Source organism: Streptococcus sp. 27098_8_51 (genome assembly GCF_041432205.1).
GTDB lineage: Bacteria > Bacillota > Bacilli > Lactobacillales > Streptococcaceae > Streptococcus.
Window position 1 is genome coordinate 41,076 of the sequence record NZ_JAPVZE010000007.1, and the last position, 20,452, is coordinate 61,527.

The 20,452-nt window shown below is 41.8% G+C and carries 21 protein-coding genes; 20 read left to right on the plus strand and 1 reads right to left on the minus strand.

Annotated features, from left to right (window positions below):
- Nucleotides 1-73: 73 nt before the first annotated feature.
- The 17 genes from O3622_RS06075 to O3622_RS06155 all read left to right on the plus strand — a co-directional run bounded on the left by O3622_RS06075 (nucleotide 74) and on the right by O3622_RS06155 (nucleotide 17,185).
- Nucleotides 74-484, plus strand: coding sequence for an N-acetyltransferase (locus O3622_RS06075; RefSeq protein WP_084943092.1), 411 nt, complete (start codon nucleotides 74-76; stop codon nucleotides 482-484).
- Between the two features lie 198 nt (nucleotides 485-682).
- Nucleotides 683-892: a helix-turn-helix transcriptional regulator gene (locus O3622_RS06080; protein WP_001107502.1), complete on the plus strand. Its 210-nt coding sequence runs from the start codon at nucleotides 683-685 to the stop codon at nucleotides 890-892.
- Nucleotides 882-1,355 (plus strand): DUF6773 family protein, encoded by a 474-nt coding sequence (locus tag O3622_RS06085; protein ID WP_198464519.1) that lies wholly within the window; start codon nucleotides 882-884, stop codon nucleotides 1,353-1,355. Before O3622_RS06080 ends, O3622_RS06085 begins: the two co-directional genes overlap by 11 nt.
- Nucleotides 1,345-1,833: a DUF6773 family protein gene (locus tag O3622_RS06090; RefSeq protein ID WP_371607205.1), complete on the plus strand. Its 489-nt coding sequence runs from the start codon at nucleotides 1,345-1,347 to the stop codon at nucleotides 1,831-1,833. Before O3622_RS06085 ends, O3622_RS06090 begins: the two co-directional genes overlap by 11 nt.
- 116 nt (nucleotides 1,834-1,949) lie before the next feature.
- Complete coding sequence (locus tag O3622_RS06095; protein WP_371607206.1) at nucleotides 1,950-3,410, plus strand: nicotinate phosphoribosyltransferase; 1,461 nt, start codon at nucleotides 1,950-1,952, stop codon at nucleotides 3,408-3,410.
- Nucleotides 3,407-4,231: an ammonia-dependent NAD(+) synthetase gene (gene nadE, locus O3622_RS06100; protein WP_371607207.1), complete on the plus strand. Its 825-nt coding sequence runs from the start codon at nucleotides 3,407-3,409 to the stop codon at nucleotides 4,229-4,231. The genes O3622_RS06095 and nadE overlap by 4 nt, the downstream gene beginning before the upstream one ends.
- 489 nt (nucleotides 4,232-4,720) lie before the next feature.
- Nucleotides 4,721-5,272, plus strand: coding sequence for a GNAT family N-acetyltransferase (locus O3622_RS06105; RefSeq protein WP_084881725.1), 552 nt, complete (start codon nucleotides 4,721-4,723; stop codon nucleotides 5,270-5,272).
- A gap of 162 nt (nucleotides 5,273-5,434) precedes the next feature.
- Nucleotides 5,435-6,145: a thiol-disulfide oxidoreductase-associated membrane protein CcdA2 gene (ccdA2, locus tag O3622_RS06110; RefSeq protein WP_049519258.1), complete on the plus strand. Its 711-nt coding sequence runs from the start codon at nucleotides 5,435-5,437 to the stop codon at nucleotides 6,143-6,145.
- A gap of 13 nt (nucleotides 6,146-6,158) precedes the next feature.
- Nucleotides 6,159-6,722 carry a redoxin family protein gene (locus tag O3622_RS06115; RefSeq protein WP_000759253.1) on the plus strand — a complete coding sequence of 188 codons (564 nt, stop codon included), beginning with the start codon at nucleotides 6,159-6,161 and terminating at the stop codon, nucleotides 6,720-6,722.
- A 9-nt stretch (nucleotides 6,723-6,731) separates the two neighbouring features.
- Nucleotides 6,732-7,844 (plus strand): peptide-methionine (R)-S-oxide reductase MsrB, encoded by a 1,113-nt coding sequence (gene msrB, locus O3622_RS06120; protein WP_000998591.1) that lies wholly within the window; start codon nucleotides 6,732-6,734, stop codon nucleotides 7,842-7,844.
- Between the two features lie 70 nt (nucleotides 7,845-7,914).
- On the plus strand, nucleotides 7,915-8,652 hold the full coding sequence (locus O3622_RS06125) for a response regulator (RefSeq protein WP_371607208.1): 738 nt from the start codon (nucleotides 7,915-7,917) through the stop codon (nucleotides 8,650-8,652).
- Entirely contained in the window at nucleotides 8,649-10,340 is a 1,692-nt protein-coding gene (locus O3622_RS06130; RefSeq protein ID WP_371607209.1) for a sensor histidine kinase, read from the plus strand. The genes O3622_RS06125 and O3622_RS06130 overlap by 4 nt, the downstream gene beginning before the upstream one ends.
- 109 nt (nucleotides 10,341-10,449) lie before the next feature.
- Entirely contained in the window at nucleotides 10,450-11,013 is a 564-nt protein-coding gene (locus O3622_RS06135; RefSeq protein ID WP_371607210.1) for a TIGR01440 family protein, read from the plus strand.
- A gap of 263 nt (nucleotides 11,014-11,276) precedes the next feature.
- The gene (pabB, locus tag O3622_RS06140) at nucleotides 11,277-12,992 is read left to right on the plus strand and encodes an aminodeoxychorismate synthase component I (protein WP_371607211.1); all 1,716 of its coding nucleotides are present in this window, start codon (nucleotides 11,277-11,279) and stop codon (nucleotides 12,990-12,992) included.
- 117 nt (nucleotides 12,993-13,109) lie between these two features.
- Nucleotides 13,110-15,161: an Ltp family lipoprotein gene (locus tag O3622_RS06145; RefSeq protein ID WP_371607212.1), complete on the plus strand. Its 2,052-nt coding sequence runs from the start codon at nucleotides 13,110-13,112 to the stop codon at nucleotides 15,159-15,161.
- Nucleotides 15,162-15,287: 126 nt separating this feature from the next.
- Nucleotides 15,288-16,247 (plus strand): ROK family glucokinase, encoded by a 960-nt coding sequence (locus O3622_RS06150; RefSeq protein WP_000078549.1) that lies wholly within the window; start codon nucleotides 15,288-15,290, stop codon nucleotides 16,245-16,247.
- 98 nt (nucleotides 16,248-16,345) lie between these two features.
- Nucleotides 16,346-17,185: a thymidylate synthase gene (locus O3622_RS06155; protein ID WP_049489862.1), complete on the plus strand. Its 840-nt coding sequence runs from the start codon at nucleotides 16,346-16,348 to the stop codon at nucleotides 17,183-17,185.
- 242 nt (nucleotides 17,186-17,427) lie between these two features.
- Here O3622_RS06155 and O3622_RS06160 read toward each other — a convergent pair whose 3' ends face one another.
- Nucleotides 17,428-17,598: a DUF3042 family protein gene (locus O3622_RS06160; RefSeq protein ID WP_001051782.1), complete on the minus strand. Its 171-nt coding sequence runs from the start codon at nucleotides 17,596-17,598 to the stop codon at nucleotides 17,428-17,430.
- Between the two features lie 120 nt (nucleotides 17,599-17,718).
- On the opposite strand from O3622_RS06160, the gene miaA reads away from it, so the two are divergent.
- Genes miaA through O3622_RS06175 form a run of 3 tightly spaced genes read left to right on the plus strand, consistent with a single transcriptional unit; the run spans nucleotide 17,719 to nucleotide 20,450 of the window.
- On the plus strand, nucleotides 17,719-18,603 hold the full coding sequence (gene miaA / locus O3622_RS06165) for a tRNA (adenosine(37)-N6)-dimethylallyltransferase MiaA (protein WP_371607213.1): 885 nt from the start codon (nucleotides 17,719-17,721) through the stop codon (nucleotides 18,601-18,603).
- Nucleotides 18,596-19,834 (plus strand): GTPase HflX, encoded by a 1,239-nt coding sequence (gene hflX, locus O3622_RS06170; RefSeq protein ID WP_371607214.1) that lies wholly within the window; start codon nucleotides 18,596-18,598, stop codon nucleotides 19,832-19,834. Before miaA ends, hflX begins: the two co-directional genes overlap by 8 nt.
- Complete coding sequence (locus O3622_RS06175) at nucleotides 19,827-20,450, plus strand: cystathionine beta-lyase (RefSeq protein ID WP_371607215.1); 624 nt, start codon at nucleotides 19,827-19,829, stop codon at nucleotides 20,448-20,450. Before hflX ends, O3622_RS06175 begins: the two co-directional genes overlap by 8 nt.
- The last annotated feature ends 2 nt before the right edge of the window (nucleotides 20,451-20,452 follow it).

A 20,452-nucleotide genomic window follows, 5' to 3' on the forward strand; every position in this document is an offset into this window, starting at 1 on the left:
GGTGAGTTTTCTAGTTTGACAGTCTATTGAAATAGGATTATAATCAAGCTGTAGCAGTTCTAAGGAGGTTTGGATGCACGTTAGATTAGAAAATAAGGAGTCGCATAAAGCGCAAGAAATAGGGGATTTGATTCGTGCTTATAATCGTTCTAAAAGAGAAGAGTCTGAGAGCGAGCCACTGAATCTTTATCTCGAAGACGAAAAGGGTAATCTCATGGCAGGCTTAGTAGCAGAGACTTTCGGAAATTGGTTGGAAATCGAATATTTGTTTGTGAAAGAGGAATTGAGGGGACAAGGAATCGGTTCAAAACTATTGCAGCGAGCTGAAAGTGAATCCAAGAATCGAAACTGTCGTTTTGCTTTTGTCAATACTTACCAGTTTCAAGCGCCAGATTTTTATCTAAGCCATGGCTACAAGGAAGTCTTTACCTTGCAAGACTATCCCTACACAGGGCAAAGATTTTATTACCAAAAGGATTTGTGACCTAGACTTCTTTCCTTTGAAGAGGAGCTCAGCTAAGTAGCAAAAAATAACGAATACTCTTTATCATGTAAGATGATAGAGAGTTTTTTGTTAATAAAATCTTACAAAATGACATTTATATATTGCATTAAGTTAGATATATGGTATAATATATTTAGAAAGAAGCGCAACTTTTTAAAAATGTGAAGGAGGACGCTAGTGGCTAAAAATTTAAAATTAAAATTAGCTCGGGTAGAGCGTGATTTAACACAAGGGGATTTGGCAGAAGCTGTAGGTGTTACTAGGCAGACTATAGGCTTGATTGAAGCTGGGAAATACAATCCTAGTCTCTCCCTCTGTCAGTCCATTTGCAGATGCTTAGGCAAAACTTTAGACCAACTATTTTGGGAGGAAGAAGATGAAAAATAGAAAAAAACTCGTGATCAAAGATGAACGTACGGAAAAATTAGACGGAAAGATTTCAGGAGAAATTCTCTTGGGAATGTGCCTATTTTTGGCACTGGAAATTTTTGCCAAACTTTATATCTTCAATTTAACGCTTCTGTCCTATTTACCAGAATTACTTTTATTGATTGGAGTCGGTTTGTATGCCATTATTCGCCGCATGTATGTTGGAATTGACATTCGAGATATTGTTGAGAATACTGGAAAAGAAAGAATTTTATCTGCTTTGGGATTTTCTATAGTGATTTTATTGATTGATATCGTAGGCAATCGCGAGGAATTGGTCAATCTATTGACTTGGAAGTACTCCCTAAAAGTGGTTCTAGCAGTTATCATCTATCTCGTTGGGAGTTTTTCTATGGATAGAGTTATCCTATACTTGAATCGCAGAAATCAGCAAGTTTGGGAGGAAGAAGATGAAAAATAGATTTTTTTATTATCAATTATTAGACGAAAGGGAAGAACAACTGATTAACAAAGCTGGGACAGAGTCTTTTAATGTGTTTATAGGGCTCATTCTGCTAAGTTATTTGGTGGCTGTATTAGCACCTGCTCTTTTTAATCCTAATATTCTTCTGGTTACCCTTCTTTTAGGAATTTTCTTCTTTTTCAATCGTGCACGACAACTTGGAGTGACCTACTATAGTCGTTTTCATTTTACGATTATAGGGTGTTTGCTGCTAACTCTCGCTATTACGACTCTCTTGATGCTGCAGAATTATCAATTCAATATCGAAATTTATCAGCACAATCCTCTCAACGTTAAATACTTGTCTGCTTGGGTCATTACTTATCTGATCTACCTTCCTTGGGTTTTTATCGGCAATCTCGGCCTTAAAAGTTATGGCGAATGGGCTCAAAAAAAGTTTGAGCAAGATATGGATGAGCTGGAGAGTGGAGAATAGCTTGTTAGCATTTTATCAATCTCGGTAAAATGTGTTATAATAGTACTAATTTATCGGACGGTATGAAAGTGGTAGAATACGTTCATACCTTTGTAAAGAAGGAAGAAGGAAAACAGATGTATCCAGATGATAGTTTGACATTGCACACGGACTTGTACCAGATCAATATGATGCAAGTTTACTTTGACCAAGGAATTCACAATAAAAAGGCGGTCTTTGAAGTTTATTTCCGTCAGCAACCGTTTAATAACGGCTATGCAGTTTTTGCTGGTTTGGAAAGAATTGTACATTATCTTAAAGACTTGCGCTTTTCAGATAGCGATATTGCCTACTTGGAGTCGCTTGGCTATCATGGGGCATTCTTGGACTATCTCCGCAATTTCAAGTTGGAGTTGACGGTTCGTTCTGCCCAAGAAGGGGACCTTGTTTTTGCTAATGAACCGATTGTACAGGTGGAAGGCCCTCTAGCCCAATGCCAGTTGGTCGAAACGGCTCTCTTAAACATCGTTAACTTTCAAACCTTGATAGCGACTAAGGCAGCACGTATTCGTTCGGTTATCGAAGATGAACCCTTGATGGAATTCGGAACACGTCGTGCGCAAGAAATGGATGCAGCTATCTGGGGAACACGCGCAGCTGTGATTGGTGGAGCCAACGGGACTAGCAATGTGCGAGCAGGGAAGCTCTTTGGCATTCCTGTCTTGGGTACTCATGCCCATGCCTTGGTACAGGTTTATGGAAACGACTATGAGGCCTTTAAGGCCTATGCTTCAACCCATCGTGACTGTGTCTTTCTAGTAGATACATATGATACGCTTCGCATCGGTGTGCCAGCTGCCATTCAGGTTGCTCGTGAACTGGGAGACAAGATTAATTTTAAAGGCGTTCGTATCGACTCTGGGGATATTGCCTACATTTCCAAGAAAGTCCGTCAGCAACTAGACGAGGCCGGATTCACAGAGGCAAAGATCTATGCTTCCAATGACCTAGATGAAAATACCATCCTTAACCTCAAAATGCAACACGCTAAGATTGACGTTTGGGGGGTGGGTACCAAGCTGATTACAGCCTATGACCAGCCAGCTCTTGGAGCAGTATATAAGATTGTAGCTATCGAAGATGAAACTGGTAAGATGCGCAATACCATCAAGCTTTCAAGCAATGCTGAAAAAGTATCGACACCAGGTAAGAAGCAAGTATGGCGCATCACCAGTCGTGAAAAAGGCAAGTCAGAAGGTGACTACATCACCTATGACGGTGTGGATGTTGCCAGCATGACAGAAATCAAAATGTTCCATCCGACCTATACTTACATCAAGAAGACCGTTCGTAATTTTGATGCTGTTCCTCTCTTGGTGGACATCTTCAAAGAAGGAACATTAGTTTACAGCTTGCCTAGTTTGACTGAGATTCAGGATTATGCCCGTAAGGAATTTGACAAGCTATGGGATGAATACAAGCGCGTGCTCAATCCGCAACATTACCCAGTAGATTTGGCCCGTGATATTTGGCAAGATAAGATGGACTTGATTGATAAGATGCGCAAAGAAGCCCTTGGTGAAGGAGAAGAAGAATGAGTTTGCAAGAGACCATTATCCAGCAACTGGGCGTCAAACCAGTGATTGATTCTCAGGAAGAAATTCGTCGTTCGATTGACTTCTTAAAAAGATACTTGAAAAAACACCCCTTCCTTAAAACCTTTGTACTAGGGATTTCTGGAGGACAAGACTCAACCTTGGCAGGGCGCTTGGCACAATTAGCGATGGAAGAAATGCGAGCTGAGACAGGAGATGACAGCTACCAATTTATCGCTGTCCGTCTGCCCTATGGCGTGCAAGCTGATGAAGCAGATGCTCAAAAAGCCCTCGCTTTCATCCAGCCAGATGTCAGCTTGGTTGTGAATATCAAGGAATCAGCTGATGCTATGACAGCTGCAGTCGAAGCGACAGGAAGTCCTGTTTCAGACTTTAACAAGGGCAATATTAAAGCTCGTAGTCGTATGATTGCCCAATATGCCCTTGCGGGTGCCCATAGCGGAGCCGTCATTGGAACAGACCATGCTGCGGAAAATATCACAGGCTTTTTTACAAAGTTTGGTGACGGTGGTGCAGATATTCTCCCTCTTTACCGCCTCAATAAACGCCAAGGGAAACAACTCTTGAAGGAACTTGGTGCAGACCCAGCTCTTTATGAAAAAATCCCAACAGCAGATTTGGAAGAAGAAAAACCAGGTATTGCAGACGAAGTCGCACTTGGAGTCACTTACAATGAAATTGATGATTACCTTGAAGGCAAAACAATCAGCCCAGAAGCTCAAGCGACTATCGAAAACTGGTGGTACAAAGGCCAACACAAACGCCACCTACCAATCACCGTATTTGATGACTTTTGGGAGTGAGACAGAAATCGGTAACTCGAAGAGTTCGATTTCGTTGTCTCACCCCCGCAACGATGACTAGGTTTGAAAAAGCTTGGTAAAGCGCATTTCAAACCAGACAGCGACTGCGTCAAGTAACTAGATGAAAAACTTGTTTTCTAGCTGTTACTGAGTATAGTCTTTTTACCCTGAGCCTAGAAATGAGAAAGCGAGGAAGGTCCGGGGGGCTTTTTACCCCGAGTCTAGAAACAGGAAAACGAGGTAGATTCGGTAACTCGTAGAGTTCGATTTTCCTTGTCTCACCCCCGCAACGATGACTAGGTTTGAAAAAGCTTGGTAAAGCGCATTTCAAACCAGACAGCGACTGCGTCAAGTAACTAGATGAAACACTTGTTTTTTAGTTGTAACTGAGTTTAGTCTTTTTACTCCGAGCACGTAAACAAGGAAGTGAGGAAGGTTCTGTTGAACCTTTTTAGCTTGAGCCTTAAGCATAGAAAGCGAGGTAACATCATGAAATCTATTGGTACGCAAGTATTACAGACAGACCGTTTGATTTTAAGAAGATTTGTGGAGAGTGATGCGGAAGCCATGTTTCAAAATTGGGCTTCGTCTGCTGAGAATCTGACCTATGTTACTTGGGATCCTCATCCTGATGTCGAGGTGACTCGGAACTCGATTCGAAATTGGGTTGCATCCTATAACAATCCCAACTATTACAAATGGGCTATTTGTCTCAAAGAGAACCCAGAGCATGTGATAGGAGATATCAGCATCATTGAAATGCACGAGGAAGATTTAAGTTGTGAAATTGGGTATGTTTTAGGAAAAAATTTTTGGGGCCGAGGTATGATGACAGAGGCCTTGAAAGCTGTGTTAGATTTTTGTTTTACTCAAGCAGGTTTTCAAAAAGTCAGAGCTCGTTACGCCAGTCTCAACCTAGCTTCAGGCCGTGTGATGGAAAAAGCGGGAATGTCCTATCTAAAAACCATTGCCAATGGTGTGGAGAGAAAAGACTACGTTGCGGACCTTATTTATTACCAGATAAGTAGGGTAGACAGGTGATTTTCTTTTCTGTAACTACCAAAGTCAGACCTTGTCTGGCTTTTTTTGTGCAAGGTTTCTAAATAACCTGATTAAATTCCTATTTTCCCCTATCATTGTCCCTGTTTTTTCTTAGAGTTGGGAATTATAATAGACTTATCAAAAAAAGAAGGGTGAAAAGATATGGATAATGTAATCTTTTTTATCAGTGTTTTTCTTGCTGGAATTCTTTCCTTCTTTTCTCCTTGTATTTTACCCTTGTTGCCAGTCTATGCAGGAGTCTTATTGGATGATAAGAATGATGCTCAGGCTTCTAGTGGAAAATTTTCAATCTCACTTGTTAGTTTATTGCGAACTTTGGCCTTTATAGCGGGGATTTCTTTTATCTTTATCTTACTGGGTTATGGAGCTGGTTTTTTAGGCAATTTGCTGTATGCTTCTTGGTTTCAGTATGTGACGGGTGCGGTTATTATTCTCTTGGGCTTACACCAGATGGAAGTCCTACATTTGCAGGGGCTCTACAAGGAAAGAAGGCTACAATTAAAGAGACAGGATCAAAACGCTAACGGCTATAGTCAGGCATTTTTACTGGGGTTGACCTTTAGTTTTGCTTGGACGCCATGTGTAGGGCCGGTTCTGGGGTCTGTTTTGGCCTTAGCGGCTTCAGGTGGCTCAGGTGCTTGGCAGGGAGCTGGTCTCATGTTGGTTTACACGCTGGGTTTGGCGCTACCATTTTTAGTTCTAGCTCTCGCCTCCAGCTATGTTTTGAAACATTTCCGAAAACTGCATCCTTACCTCGGAATCCTCAAAAAAGTGGGTGGTTTCCTCATTATCCTGATGGGAATCTTGGTGCTTTTGGGAAATGCTTCCATTTTGACTACATTATTTGAATAGAGAGGAAAAAGAAATGAAAAAATGGCAAACATGTCTCCTTGGAGTAGGCTCAATTTGTTGCTTGGCAGCCTGTTCGGCTAAAAACATGTCAGACGAGTCTACTATGAAGGAGCAATCCAAAACAGAACAAGTTAGTTCACAAACTGCGACTAAAGGTCAGGCGGTTGCTGATTTTGAACTGATGGGAGTAGATGGTAAGACCTATCGTTTATCTGATTACAAGGGCAAGAAAGTCTATCTTAAATTCTGGGCTTCTTGGTGTTCCATCTGTCTAGCCAGTCTTCCAGATACCGATGAAATCGCTAAGGATGCTGGTGATGACTATGTAGTTTTGACAGTGGTCTCTCCTGGTCACAAAGGTGAACAAGCAGAAGCGGACTTTAAGAATTGGTACAAGGGCTTGGATTATAAAAATTTCCCAGTTCTAATTGATCCATCAGGTAAACTCTTGGAAAGTTATGGTGTCCGTTCTTACCCGACTCAAGCCTTTATAGACAAGGAAGGCAAGCTGGTCAAAACGCAACCAGGTTTTATGGATAAGGATATGATTTTGAAAGAATTGAAAGAAATGGGGTAGAGAAAGGCTATGAATGATAAAGTAAAACTTTTTGTCTTGGCAGGGGTCATTCTCCTAGTCCTAACCGGTTTCTATTTTCTATTGATGCGAAATGCAGGGCAGACAGACAGCTCGCAAATTGAGAAAGCATCCGTTAGCCAAGGAGGAAAAACAGTGAAAAAAACTGAAGTGAGTAAGGATGCAGACTTGCACGAAATTTATCTAGCTGGGGGATGTTTCTGGGGAGTGGAGGAATACTTCTCACGCGTGCCTGGAGTAACCGATGCCGTTTCAGGCTATGCAAATGGTAGAGGGGAAACAACCAAGTACGAATTGATTAACCAAACAGGTCATGCGGAAACCGTCCATGTCACCTACGACGCTAATCAAATTTCCCTCAAGGAAATCCTGCTTCATTACTTCCGCATTATCAATCCAACCAGCAAAAATAAACAAGGAAATGATGTGGGGACCCAGTATCGTACCGGCGTTTATTACACAGATGAAAAGGATTTGGAAGTAATCAACCAAGTCTTTGATGAAGTTGCTAAGAAATACGACCAACCTCTGGCAGTTGAAAAGGAAAACTTGAAGAATTTTGTGGTGGCGGAGGATTATCACCAAGACTACCTCAAGAAAAATCCAAATGGCTACTGTCATATCAATGTCAATCAGGCTGCCTATCCCGTCATCGATGCCAGCAAATATCCTAAACCAAGCGATGAGGAATTGAAAAAGACCTTGTCACCTGAGGAGTATGCAGTTACCCAGAAAAATCAAACAGAACGAGCTTTTTCAAACCGCTACTGGGATAAATTTGAATCTGGTATCTATGTGGATGTGGCAACTGGCGAACCCCTCTTTTCATCAAAGGACAAGTTTGAGTCTGGTTGTGGCTGGCCTAGTTTCACCCAACCAATTAGTCCAGATGTTGTCACCTACAAGGAAGATAAGTCTTACAATATGACGCGTATGGAAGTGAGAAGCCGAGTTGGAGATTCTCACCTTGGCCATGTCTTTACAGATGGGCCTCAGGACAAGGGGGGCTTGCGCTACTGTATCAATAGTCTCTCTATCCGCTTTATTCCCAAAGACCAAATGGCAGAAAAAGGCTATGCTTATTTACTAGATTATGTAGATTAAGAAGTCTTTCCTAAGCAGTTAGTGGAGAATTTTGCTATACTGATACTAGTAAGTGGTAAAGGAGCAGAGCATGACCTACACAATCTTAATCGTAGAAGATGAGTATCTGGTAAGACAAGGATTGACCAAGCTGGTCAATGTAGCAGCCTATGATATGGAAATCATCGGTCAGGCTGAAAATGGAAGACAGGCTTGGGATTTGATTCAAAAGCAGGTGCCAGACATCATTTTAACTGATATCAATATGCCTCAGCTAAATGGCATCCAGTTGGCCAGTCTGGTACGAGAAACCTATCCTCAGTTGCATCTAGTTTTTTTGACGGGCTACGATGATTTTGATTATGCCTTGTCTGCTGTCAAACTCGGTGTGGATGACTACCTGCTCAAGCCCTTTTCTCGTCAGGATATTGAGGAAATGTTGGGGAAAATCAAGCAAAAACTAGACAAGGAAGAAAAAGAAGAGCAGTTACAAGATTTATTAACCGATAAGTTTGAAGGAAACCTGGCTCAGAAGATCCAGTCTCATCTGGCTGACAGTCAGTTTAGCTTGAAGTCTTTGGCCAGTGACCTAGGTTTTAGTCCGACTTATCTGAGTTCCTTAATTAAGAAAGAGTTGGGCTTACCTTTTCAGGATTACCTGGTAAGAGAGCGTGTCAAACAAGCTAAGCTCTTGCTTCTGACCACGGATTTAAAGATTTATGAGATAGCCGAAAAGGTTGGTTTTGAAGATATGAACTACTTTACTCAACGTTTTAAACAGATTGCAGGTGTGACACCTCGTCAGTTTAAGAAAGGGGAAGGCCGATGAAGCGTTCTTCTCTTTTAGTCAGAATGGTTATTTCCATCTTTCTGGTCTTTCTCATTCTCCTAGCTCTGGTTGGGACTTTCTACTATCAATCTAGTTCATCAGCCATTGAGGCTACTATCGAGGGTAATAGCCAAACGACCATTAACCAAACTAGCCACTTTATTCAATCTTATATCAAAAAATTAGAAACCACCTCTACCAGTTTGACCCAGCAGAAGGATGTGTTGGCCTATGCTGAGAATCCTAACCAAGTCCAAGCCAAGGGAATCAGAGATCTGTTTTTGACCATCTTAAAGGCTGACCAGGACTTGAAAACGGTGGTTTTGGTAACCAAGTCTGGTCAGGTCATTTCCACTGATGACAGTGTGCAGATGAAAACTTCCTCAGATATGATGGCTGAGGATTGGTACCAAAAGGCCATTCATCAGGGAGCTAAGCCAGTTTTGACCCCAGCTCGTAAATCGGATAGTCAGTGGGTTATTTCTGTCACTCAGGAACTTGTTGATGCAAAGGGAGCAAATCTTGGTGTGCTTCGATTAGATATTTCCTACGAAACTCTGGAAGCCTATCTCAACCAACTCCAGTTGGGCCAGCAGGGCTTTGCCTTTATCATCAATGAAAATCATGAATTTGTCTACCATCCTAAACGTACTGTCTATAGCTCAGCGAGTGAAATGGAGGCCATGAAACCCTACATTGAGACGGGGCAGGGCTATACGTTGAACCATCAATCCTACGTCAGTCAGGAAAAGATTGCAGGAACTGATTGGACGGTTATAGGCGTGTCTTCGTTGGAGAAGTTAGACCAGGTTCGGAGTCAACTCATGTGGACCTTGCTTGGTGCTAGTGCCTTATCTCTTCTTGCCTGTCTCTGCTTGGTGTGGTTCAGTCTCAAACGCTGGATTGCCCCTTTGAAGGACCTAAGAGAAACCATGCTGGAAATTGCTTCTGGTACACAAAATCTGCGTGCTAAGGAAGCTGGCGCCTATGAACTGAGAGAAGTGACTCGCCAGTTTAATGCTATGTTGGATCAGATTGATCAGTTGATGGCAGATGTGCGCAGGCAGGAAGAAGCAACCCGGCAGTATGAACTTCAAGCACTGTCGAGCCAGATTAACCCCCATTTCCTCTATAATACTTTGGACACTATCATCTGGATGGCTGAATTTCAGGATAGTCAGCGAGTGGTTCAGGTGACCAAGTCCTTGGCAACCTATTTCCGCTTGGCGCTCAATCAAGGAAAGGATTTGATTTCTCTTTCTGATGAAATCAATCATGTACGCCAGTACCTCTTTATCCAGAAACAACGCTATGGTGATAAGCTGGAGTATGAGATTGCTGAAGAACCTGCTTTTGGTAACCTAGTCTTACCCAAGTTGGTGTTGCAACCTCTTGTAGAAAATGCTCTTTACCATGGTATTAAGGAGAAGGAAGGTCAGGGCCATATTAAAGTTTCTGTTCAGAGACAGGATATAGGGCTTGTCATCCGCATTGAGGATGATGGTGTTGGTTTCCAAGCTACTAGCGATAGTAGTCAAAGTCAGCTCAAACGTGGAGGAGTTGGCCTTCAAAATGTCAACCAACGACTCAAACTTCATTTTGGAGACAATTACCAGATGAAGATCAATTCTGCACCCGAAAAAGGGACGACAGTTGAAATATGCATTAATAAAATTGAAACAAGTTAACTCCCAGTTCATTCTGGGAGTTTTGCTTTTAAAATTCAGAATGATTAGTTGGCCTTGATAAAATCAGTAAAAAAAGATATGATAGATAGTGACAAAAGAGGTATCAAGTATGAAGGAAAAAGACATTCAAAGAGCAACAAGCCAGATTGTAGAAGATGTATTAGAAAAGGCTAATTTGAAGCAAGGAACTATTTTTGTTTTGGGCCTTTCTTCTAGTGAGGTGATAGGTGGTCAGATTGGTAAGGAATCCAGTCAAGAAATTGGGGAAATCATTGTGAAGACCATCCTAGATATCTTAGAGGAAAAAGGAATTCATCTAGCCGTTCAAGGTTGTGAACATGTCAATCGAGCCCTCGTTGTTGAACGTCAGGTGGCAGAGCAGCTTGGTCTTGAAATCGTCAGTGTCCTTCCTACACTTCATGCAGGAGGTTCCGGTCAGTTGGCAGCCTTCAAGTTTATGCGGGATCCAGTTGAGGTTGAATTTATCAAGGCCCATGCTGGATTGGATATCGGAGATACTGCGATTGGCATGCATGTCAAGCATGTTCAGGTTCCGATTCGCCCTCTTTTGAGAGAAATTGGGCATGCCCATGTAACGGCTCTTGCAAGTCGCCCAAAACTCATTGGAGGTGCGCGTGCGCAGTATCCACAAGATTCTATCAGAAAGTCGTGAACTTATTCTGTAGTAACAGAAGAAAAGTAAAAGACAGAGGAAAAATGGTATAGATACCAGGACTTCCTCTGTTCTTTTTTTGTTGAATTTTTGTGTAAAGTGCTCCAAATAAGATCAGTTTTTACAAGAAGAAGGGACGCCATCTGAAGGAAAATTGCCAAAAGTAGAAAAAGTAAGGTAGAGAATTTTTTTCGTTATAGAAATCAGTAAACAAAGCTGGATTTAGCTGTTCTAGGTCGGCTTTTTTGTGCTATACTTAAGATATGCATAGAAAAACAGTGATTGATTTTAGAGCTTTGGGGGAGAGATACACTTTTACCCAGCCGATTAAAGAGTTAAAAACGAGAGATTTATCAGAAGTGGCGGATTTGCTAGCACAAGTGGAAAGCTACCAAGAGCAAGGCTATTATGTGGTGGGCTACGTTAGTTACGAGGCTGCACCTGCATTTGAGGAGAAATTAGCAGTTCATAAAGCTCCTTTACTGGGCGAGTATCTGCTATATTTTACAGTTCATGATAGGGTAGAAACATCGCCTATTCCTCTGACTTATGAGGAAGTAGATCTGCCTTCAAAGTGGCAAGAAGTAACATCTGCGACAGACTATGAAAAGGCGATTGCTCAGATTCACCATCATTTGCGTCAGGGGGATACCTACCAGGTCAACTACACTGTCCAACTCAAGCAAGACCTAAGTGCCAATCCCTTTGCCATCTACAATCGCATGGTGGTAGAACAGGAGGCGGGCTACAATGCCTATGTTGAACATGACGAGATGGCGGTGATTTCCATGAGCCCAGAGCTCTTTTTTGAGCAAAATGACCGTGAATTAACGACTCGCCCAATGAAAGGAACAACCCAGCGGGGAGTGACTGACCAAGAAGACCTTGCCCAAGCTAGCTGGCTAGAACAGGATCCTAAAAATCGCTCTGAAAATATGATGATTGTGGATCTTTTGCGCAACGATATGAACCGTATTTCTGAGGTGGGGAGTGAGCACGTGGAGCGTCTTTGCCAAGTGGAACAGTATTCAACCGTTTGGCAGATGACGTCGACCATCAAGAGTCAGTTGCGAGAGGATGTGGACCTAGTTGAAATCTTCCGTTCGCTCTTTCCATGTGGATCCATCACAGGAGCTCCCAAAATTGCGACCATGGAAATTATTAAGGACTTGGAGCCCCAACCACGCGGAGTCTACTGCGGAACGATTGGTCTCTTACTTCCAAATGGGCGCCGGATTTTTAACGTCGCCATTCGGACTATTCAACTGCATCAAGGAAAAGCCGTCTATGGTGTTGGCGGAGGCATTACATGGGACAGCACTTGGGAATCTGAATACCGAGAGGTTCATCAAAAGGCGGCTGTTCTCTATCGTAAACAAGCTCGTTTCAAACTGATTTCAACTGGGAAAATAAGTCAGAAGAACTTACTATTTGAAGATCAACATCTGGAAAGATTGACAAAAGCGAGTCGTTATTTTGCCTTTCCTTTTGATCCAAAAAAACTGAGACAAAAGATAGAGGAAGAGTGTCAAGTTTGTGATGATAATCAAGACTACCGCTTGCGAATTATTACCAGCAAGTCTGGAGAGATGGAACTCAGTCGCCAAATCTTAGCACCCCTCAGTCCAAGTTTCTGCAAAGCCAAACTTTGTCTGCAAGAAGCAGATTTGAATCAATCATTTACCTACTTCAAAACCACTCACAGACCGCACTTGAGCTTAGGGGAACAGGAAATCATTTACCATAATGTGGTAGGAGAGCTATTGGAAACGTCTATCGGGAATATAGTTCTGAAAATCGCTGGTAAACTCTACACACCGCCTACCAGTCTTGGAATTTTGCCAGGAATTTACCGTCAGCATTTGCTGGAAACAGGACAGGCAAAAGAGAAAATTATGACTTTGGAAGACCTGAACCAAGCAGAAGCTATCTATGGCTGTAACGCAGTCAGAGGTTTGTATGAGTTGGAAGTGATATAACTATAGGTTTTCAATTAAGTTTTAGATTTATTTGTGAATATTTAATATTTGATTTGAAAGCAAAATTAAATATATGGTATACTATAAGTATAAATCATTAAAATAATGGAGATTTTTATGAAAAAATCAAAAAAAATTTTAGTAACCAGCTTAGCAACTGCAACACTGGGACTTATTGCATTATCAGATACAACTGGAGACTTTCCTTTTTCGGCTCAGCATGTTTCTGCTCAAGAAAAGGATGCATCTAAAAATGGTAAGGTTGTAAAAGAGAATACAACTTCGGCGTCAAATCAAGCTGAGAAATCAAAAACACCAGCGCAAAATCCTGCTGAGAAACCAAAAACACCAGCGCAAAATTCTGCTGAGAAACCGAAAACACCAGCACAAAAACCTGCTGAGAAACCAAAAACACCAGCACAAAAACCTGCTGAGAAACCAAAAACACCAGCACAAAAACCTGCTGAGAAACCGAAAACACCAGCACAAAAACCTGCTGAGAAACCTAAAAATACAAGTCCTAAAGAGGATAAGTCCAAATCTACAGCTCAGTCTGGTTGGGTAGGCTCATCGTACTATGAAAATGGTACTAAAGTTACTAATAAGTGGATTTTTGATAAAAAAGCTAATTCTTATTTCTATCTAAATGCTTCGGGAAACTATGTCCAAAATGCTTGGGTAGGCAATTACTATCTTAAATCAGATGGTAAAATGGCTAAGAGTGAATGGATTTATGATAAAAACTATGGTTCATATTATTATCTAACCGCAGAAGGTAGCTACGCTCGAAACGCATGGGTAGGTAATTACTATCTAAAATCAGACGGGAAAAGAGCTAAAAATGAATGGTTTTATGACAATAACTATGGGTCATACTATTATTTAACAGGAGAAGGTAGCTACGCTCGCAACACATGGGTAGGCAATTACTATCTTAAATCAGATGGTAAGATGGCTAAAGCTGAGTGGATTTATGACAAAAACTATGGATCCTATTATTATCTAACAGCAGAAGGAAGCTACGCTCGCAACAAATGGGTAGGTAATTACTATCTAAAATCAGATGGTAAGATGGCCAAAAATGAATGGGTAGATGGTGGTCGTTATTATGTTGATTCTGATGGAAAGATGGTTAAAAGTGACTGGTTTTATGATAAAAACTATGGATCCTATTATTATCTAACAGCAGAAGGAAGCTACGCTCGCAACAAATGGATAGGTAAATATTATCTCAAATCAGATGGTAAGATGGCCAAGAATGAATGGGTAGATGGAGGCCGTTACTATGTTGATTCTGAAGGCAAAATGGTAATGGGTAAATGGGTAGATGGAGGCCGTTACTATGTAGGATACGATGGTGTGTGGCAACCAAAACCAGCAGATGGTAATCCATACTCAGCAGCTTTAAAGGAAGCACAAGGTTATAACAGCATTCATTTGTCAAAAAAAAGAATTTATAATCAATTAATTTTTAAAGGTTTTAATAGTGACACTGCACAATATGCTATCAATCATTTGAATGCAGATTATAAGGCAAATGCCTTAGCTCAAGCAAGAATACATTTAAAATATGGTACTTCATCTAAATCAGAAATTTATAGAACGCTGACCTCTCCGAATCTTGATAACTTTACGAAAGAAGAAGCTAACTATGCTATTCAAAAACTTAATCTACCATCAGAAGGTAGCTATGTTCGCAATAAATGGGTAGGAGCTTATTATTATAAATCAGATGGTAAGATGGCCAAAAATGAATGGGTAGATGGCGGTCGTTACTATGTTGAATCAGATGGAAAAATGGCTAGGAACAAATGGGTAGATGGAGGCCGTTACTATGTAGGATACGATGGTGTGTGGCAACCAAAACCAGCAGATGGGAATCCATACTCAGCAGCTTTAAAGGAAGCACAAAGTTATAACAGACTTTATTTGTCAAAAAAAGGAATTTATGATCAATTAATTTTTAAAGGTTTTAATAGTGACACTGCACAATATGCTATCAATCATTTGAATGCAAATTATAAGGCAAATGCCTTAGCTCAAGCAAGGCAACATAGAAAATATAGTAATTTATCAAAAACGGAAATTTATAACATGCTAACTTCTCCTAGAATCGATAGATTTACAAAAGAAGAAGCAAACTATGCCATTCAACATCTTGATGACTAATCGTTTTCAATAATGAACTATTTTTAAATGTTTTAATGTTGGTATTTAATACGCAAACCTTTGCACAAAATGGACGATTTTGTTATACTATATCTGTAAGCATTTTCAATTAAAAAGGAGAAGACGATGAGTCAAAAGATTATTGGGATTGACCTTGGTGGAACATCTATCAAGTTTGCAATTTTAACTCAAGAGGGAGAAATCCAAGAAAAATGGTCCATCAAGACTAATATTTTGGATGAGGGAAGTCATATTGTAGATGATATGATTGAGTCTATTCAGCATCGTTTGGACTTGCTTGGATTGTCAGCTACGGATTTCCGAGGCATTGGAATGGGATCACCTGGTGTGGTTGACCGTGAAAAAGGGACTGTTATCGGTGCCTACAACCTAAACTGGAAAACCCTTCAACCGATTAAAGAAAAGATTGAAAAAGCCTTGGGGATTCCATTCTTCATTGATAATGATGCCAACGTAGCTGCTCTTGGTGAGCGCTGGATGGGGGCTGGTGACAACCAACCGGACGTTGTCTTTATGACACTTGGTACAGGTGTTGGTGGCGGTATCGTGGCAGAAGGCAAATTGCTTCACGGTGTTGCTGGTGCAGCAGGTGAGCTTGGCCACATCACTGTTGACTTTGACCAACCAATCGCATGTACCTGTGGTAAAAAAGGCTGTCTTGAGACAGTTGCTTCTGCAACAGGGATTGTCAACTTGACTCGTCGTTATGCAGATGAATACGAAGGCGATGCGGCCTTGAAACGCTTGATCGACGACGGTGAAGAAGTAACTGCTAAAACTGTTTTTGACTTGGCTAAAGAAGGGGACGACCTTGCTTTGATCGTTTACCGTAACTTCTCACGTTACTTGGGAATCGCTTGTGCTAACATAGGATCAATCCTAAACCCTTCAACAATCGTTATCGGTGGTGGGGTGTCAGCTGCGGGAGAATTCCTTCTCCAAGGCGTTCAAAAGGTTTATGACGAAAACACCTTCCCACAAGTACGCACAACAACTAAACTAGCTCTTGCAACTCTAGGAAATGACGCTGGAGTTATTGGAGCAGCGTCGCTTGTATTGCAATAAGATCATAAAAGGGGAAAAACACTACTTTAAAGCTAGTGATTTTCCTCCTTTCTTTTTTTATGCTATACTAGTTAGGACAATAAATAAGGTGAGAGTAAATGACAAAAGCAGATACGATTTTTAAAGAAAATATTGAACGAATCCTCAAAGACGGCGTCTTTTCTGAACAAGCACGTCCCAAGTACAAGGATGGGACTGTTGCCAACTCCAAGTACATAACGGGTGCCTTTGCTGAGTACGACTTGGCCAAGGGGGAATTTCCCATCACAACCTTGCGCCCGATTGCTATCAAATCCGCCATCAAGGAAGTACTCTGGATTTATCAAGATCAGTCTAATAGCCTAGAAGTGCTCAATGACAAGTACAATGTTCACTACTGGAATGACTGGGAAGTGGGAGAGACAGGAACCATCGGTGAACGCTATGGGGCGGTCGTTAAGAAACACGACATCATTAACAAGATTCTCAAGCAGTTGGAAGCTAACCCTTGGAATCGTCGCAATATCATCTCGCTCTGGGATTACGAGGCTTTTGAGGAGACAGACGGCCTCCTTCCATGTGCTTTCCAGACTATGTTTGATGTCCGTCGAGTTGATGGGGACATCTATCTAGATGCGACTTTGACCCAGCGCTCGAATGACATGTTGGTTGCTCACCACATTAATGCTATGCAGTATGTGGCTCTACAGATGATGATTGCCAAGCATTTTGGATGGAAGGTTGGAAAGTTCTTCTACTTTATCAATAACCTCCATATCTATGACAATCAATTTGAACAAGCTCAGGAATTGCTTGGTCGTGAGCCGTCAAACTGCCAACCTCGTTTGGTTTTGAATGTTCCTGATGGGACCAATTTCTTTGATATCAAAGCGGAAGACTTTGAGTTGGTGGATTATGACCCTGTCAAGCCACAGTTGAAGTTTGACCTAGCTATTTAATACTCTTCGATAATCTCTTCAAACCACGTCAGCGTCGCCTTACCGTAGATATGGGTACTGACTTCGTCAGTTCTATCCACAACCTCAAAACAGTGTTTTGAGCTGACTTCGTCAGTTTTATCTACAACCTCAAAGCAGTGCTTTGAGCAACCTGCGGCTAGCTTCCTAGTTTGCTCTTTTATTTTCATTGAGTATAAAAGAATAGAAAAAAGAAGTTGAGATTTCTCAACTTCTTTTGTTGCTTAATGTGATACGCGACGGCGAGCTGCTTTTTTACGATTCTCTTCGATGAAAGCTGCTTTTTGCTCTTCTGGCTCAATCACTTTCTTTTTAATTGCGTATACTGCACCTGCAACGGCAGCGACAGTTCCTGCGACACCTGTTACAAGACCTTTAGCGAATCCTTTAGCCATGAGTCTTCCTCCTTTATCTTCCCGATCAACCAGGCTCCTCAAGAGGTAGCATTTTTCTGACCGACCTTTTTGTGATATAATAATAGTAACGAAAAAATGGGAATTTTTCAAGGAAAAAAGATGAAAATAAAAATAATTGTGATTGTTGGACCGACTGCGGTTGGGAAAACAGCCCTTGCTATTGAAGTGGCCAAGCGCTTTGGTGGAGAGGTGGTCAGCGGTGACAGTCAGCAAGTATACAGAAGGCTAGATATTGGGACAGCCAAGGCTAGTCCAGAGGAACAAGCTGCAGTTCCTCATCATTTGATTGATGTCAGAGAGGTGACCGAGTCTTACTCGGCTTTTGATTTTGTTTCAGAAGCTAAGAAGGCTATTGAGGATATTCAAAGCCGTGGCAAGCTAGCCATTATTGCTGGTGGAACCGGGCTTTATGTCCAGAGCTTGCTGGAAGGCTACCATCTAGGTGGGGAGACACCTCATGAGGAGATATTAGCCTATCGAGCTATTTTAGAGCCTTATTCAGATGAGGAATTAGTCCATCTCGTGAAGCAAGCAGGCCTTGAAATTCCCCAGTTTAACCGTCGTCGTGCCATGCGTGCCTTGGAAATCGTCCATTTTGGTCAGGATTTGGAAAATCAAGAAAGTCCTTATGAACCACTGATTATCTGCTTAGATGATGAGCGTAGTCAGCTTTATGAACGTATCAATCGCCGAGTGGACCTCATGTTTGAGGCTGGGCTTTTGGATGAGGCTAAGTGGCTCTTTGACCATTATCCAGATGTGCAGGCAGCTAAAGGCATTGGTTACAAGGAACTCTTTCCTTATTTCCGTGGGGAGCAAACTCTTGAGGAAGCAAGCGAGAGTCTCAAACAGGCGACCCGTCGTTTTGCCAAACGCCAGTTGACCTGGTTCCGTAATCGCATGCAGGTCACCTTTTATCAGATAGGAGAGTCTGGCGTGAAGGAGCGTATTCTAAGCCAGATAGAGGAGTTTTTAGATGATTGAAACGGAGAAAAAAGAAGAACGTGTCCTGCTAATTGGTGTGGAATTACAGGGCATGGACAATTTTGATCTCTCTATGGAAGAATTGGCCAGTCTGGCTAAGACTGCTGGTGCAGTTGTAGTGGATAGCTACAGACAAAAACGTGAAAAATATGATTCCAAGACTTTTGTTGGCTCTGGTAAGTTGGAAGAAATTGCTCGAATGGTGGATGCTGAGGAAATCACGACTGTAATCGTCAATAATCGTCTGACGCCAAGGCAGAATGTCAATTTGGAGGAAATTCTCGGTGTTAAAGTCATTGACCGTATGCAGTTGATTTTGGATATCTTTGCCATGCGGGCTCGAAGCCATGAAGGGAAACTCCAAGTGCATTTGGCTCAGCTCAAGTATCTCTTACCTCGCTTGGTTGGTCAGGGGATTATGCTCAGCCGCCAGGCAGGGGGAATTGGTTCCCGTGGTCCAGGTGAAAGCCAGCTGGAACTGAACCGTCGTAGTGTTCGTAATCAAATCACAGATATCGAGCGCCAGCTCAAGGTGGTAGAGAAAAATCGGGCAACAGTTAGAGAAAAACGTCTGGAGTCGAGTACCTTTAAGATTGGTTTGATTGGCTACACCAATGCTGGGAAATCAACCATCATGAACACCTTGACCAGCAAGACCCAGTATGAGGCTGACGAGCTCTTTGCGACCCTGGATGCGACAACTAAGAGTATCCATCTGGGGGGCAATCTTCAGGTTACCTTGACTGATACGGTTGGGTTTATCCAAGATTTGCCGACTGAATTGGTGTCCAGTTTCAAGTCAACCTTGGAAGAAAGCAAGCATGTGGACCTTCTGGTGCATGTCATTGATGCCAGCAATCCTTACCACGAGGAGCATGAAAAAACGGTTCTGTCTATCATGAAAGACTTGGATATGGAGGATATTCCTCGACTGACCCTTTACAATAAAGCGGATTTGGTGGAGGATTTCACGCCTACTCAAACGCCGTATGCCCTCATTTCTGCCAAGTCTGAGGATAGTCGTGAGAACTTGCAAGCATTGTTTTTGGAGAAGATCAAGGATATTTTTGAAGTCTTTACCCTGCGCGTGCCTTTTTCAAAATCCTACAAGATACATGATCTAGAAAGTGTAGCGATTCTGGAAGAGCGCGACTATCAAGATGATGGAGAAGTGATTACAGGCTACATTTCTGAGAAAAACAAATGGAGGTTAGAGGAATTTTATGACTGATATTAAAACTTTGGCTCTAAAGTATGGAGGTTATACAAGTCTGGATAAGGTCTATCTGGATCAACTTCTAGCTGGCAAAACAGAGCAAGAGCAGTTGGCTCTCATCACACCTCCGCCGAGTGTCGTCAATGCTTACTTTGCTGAACTCTACCAGAAAAAGAGCCCTGAAGCTGCGACGGATTATTTTTCAGAACTCAGTCAGGAACTAAATCTCTACAATGTTGAACCAAGTTTCACCTTTGAAAATAAGCCTTTTATTCGTCTTAATTTATCTGGCAAATCCTTTGGCTTTTGCTATGAGAGTGAGGGCTTGGGGCGGATCTTCTCTGAAAATGAAGAGGAAATCTCGGATGACTTGCTTTTTGAGATTGCGCAAATTTTCCCTCATCAACTCGTCTTTGAAGAATCTGGAAAGATTTACATGAATCCTGTCGGAGATGAGGAAGTTGTTAGTGTGGAAAGTCTCACAGCCTTAACAGACTTGGAAATTTTAGCAGATGGTCGTAAACGTCTCAAAGGCTACAGCCAAGAGGATTTATTGCAAGAAGCTGCTGCTTTTTCTGGCAAGTTTTATTACCGCTCGGAAAACCGTACTGCTATGTTATATATTGATTAATT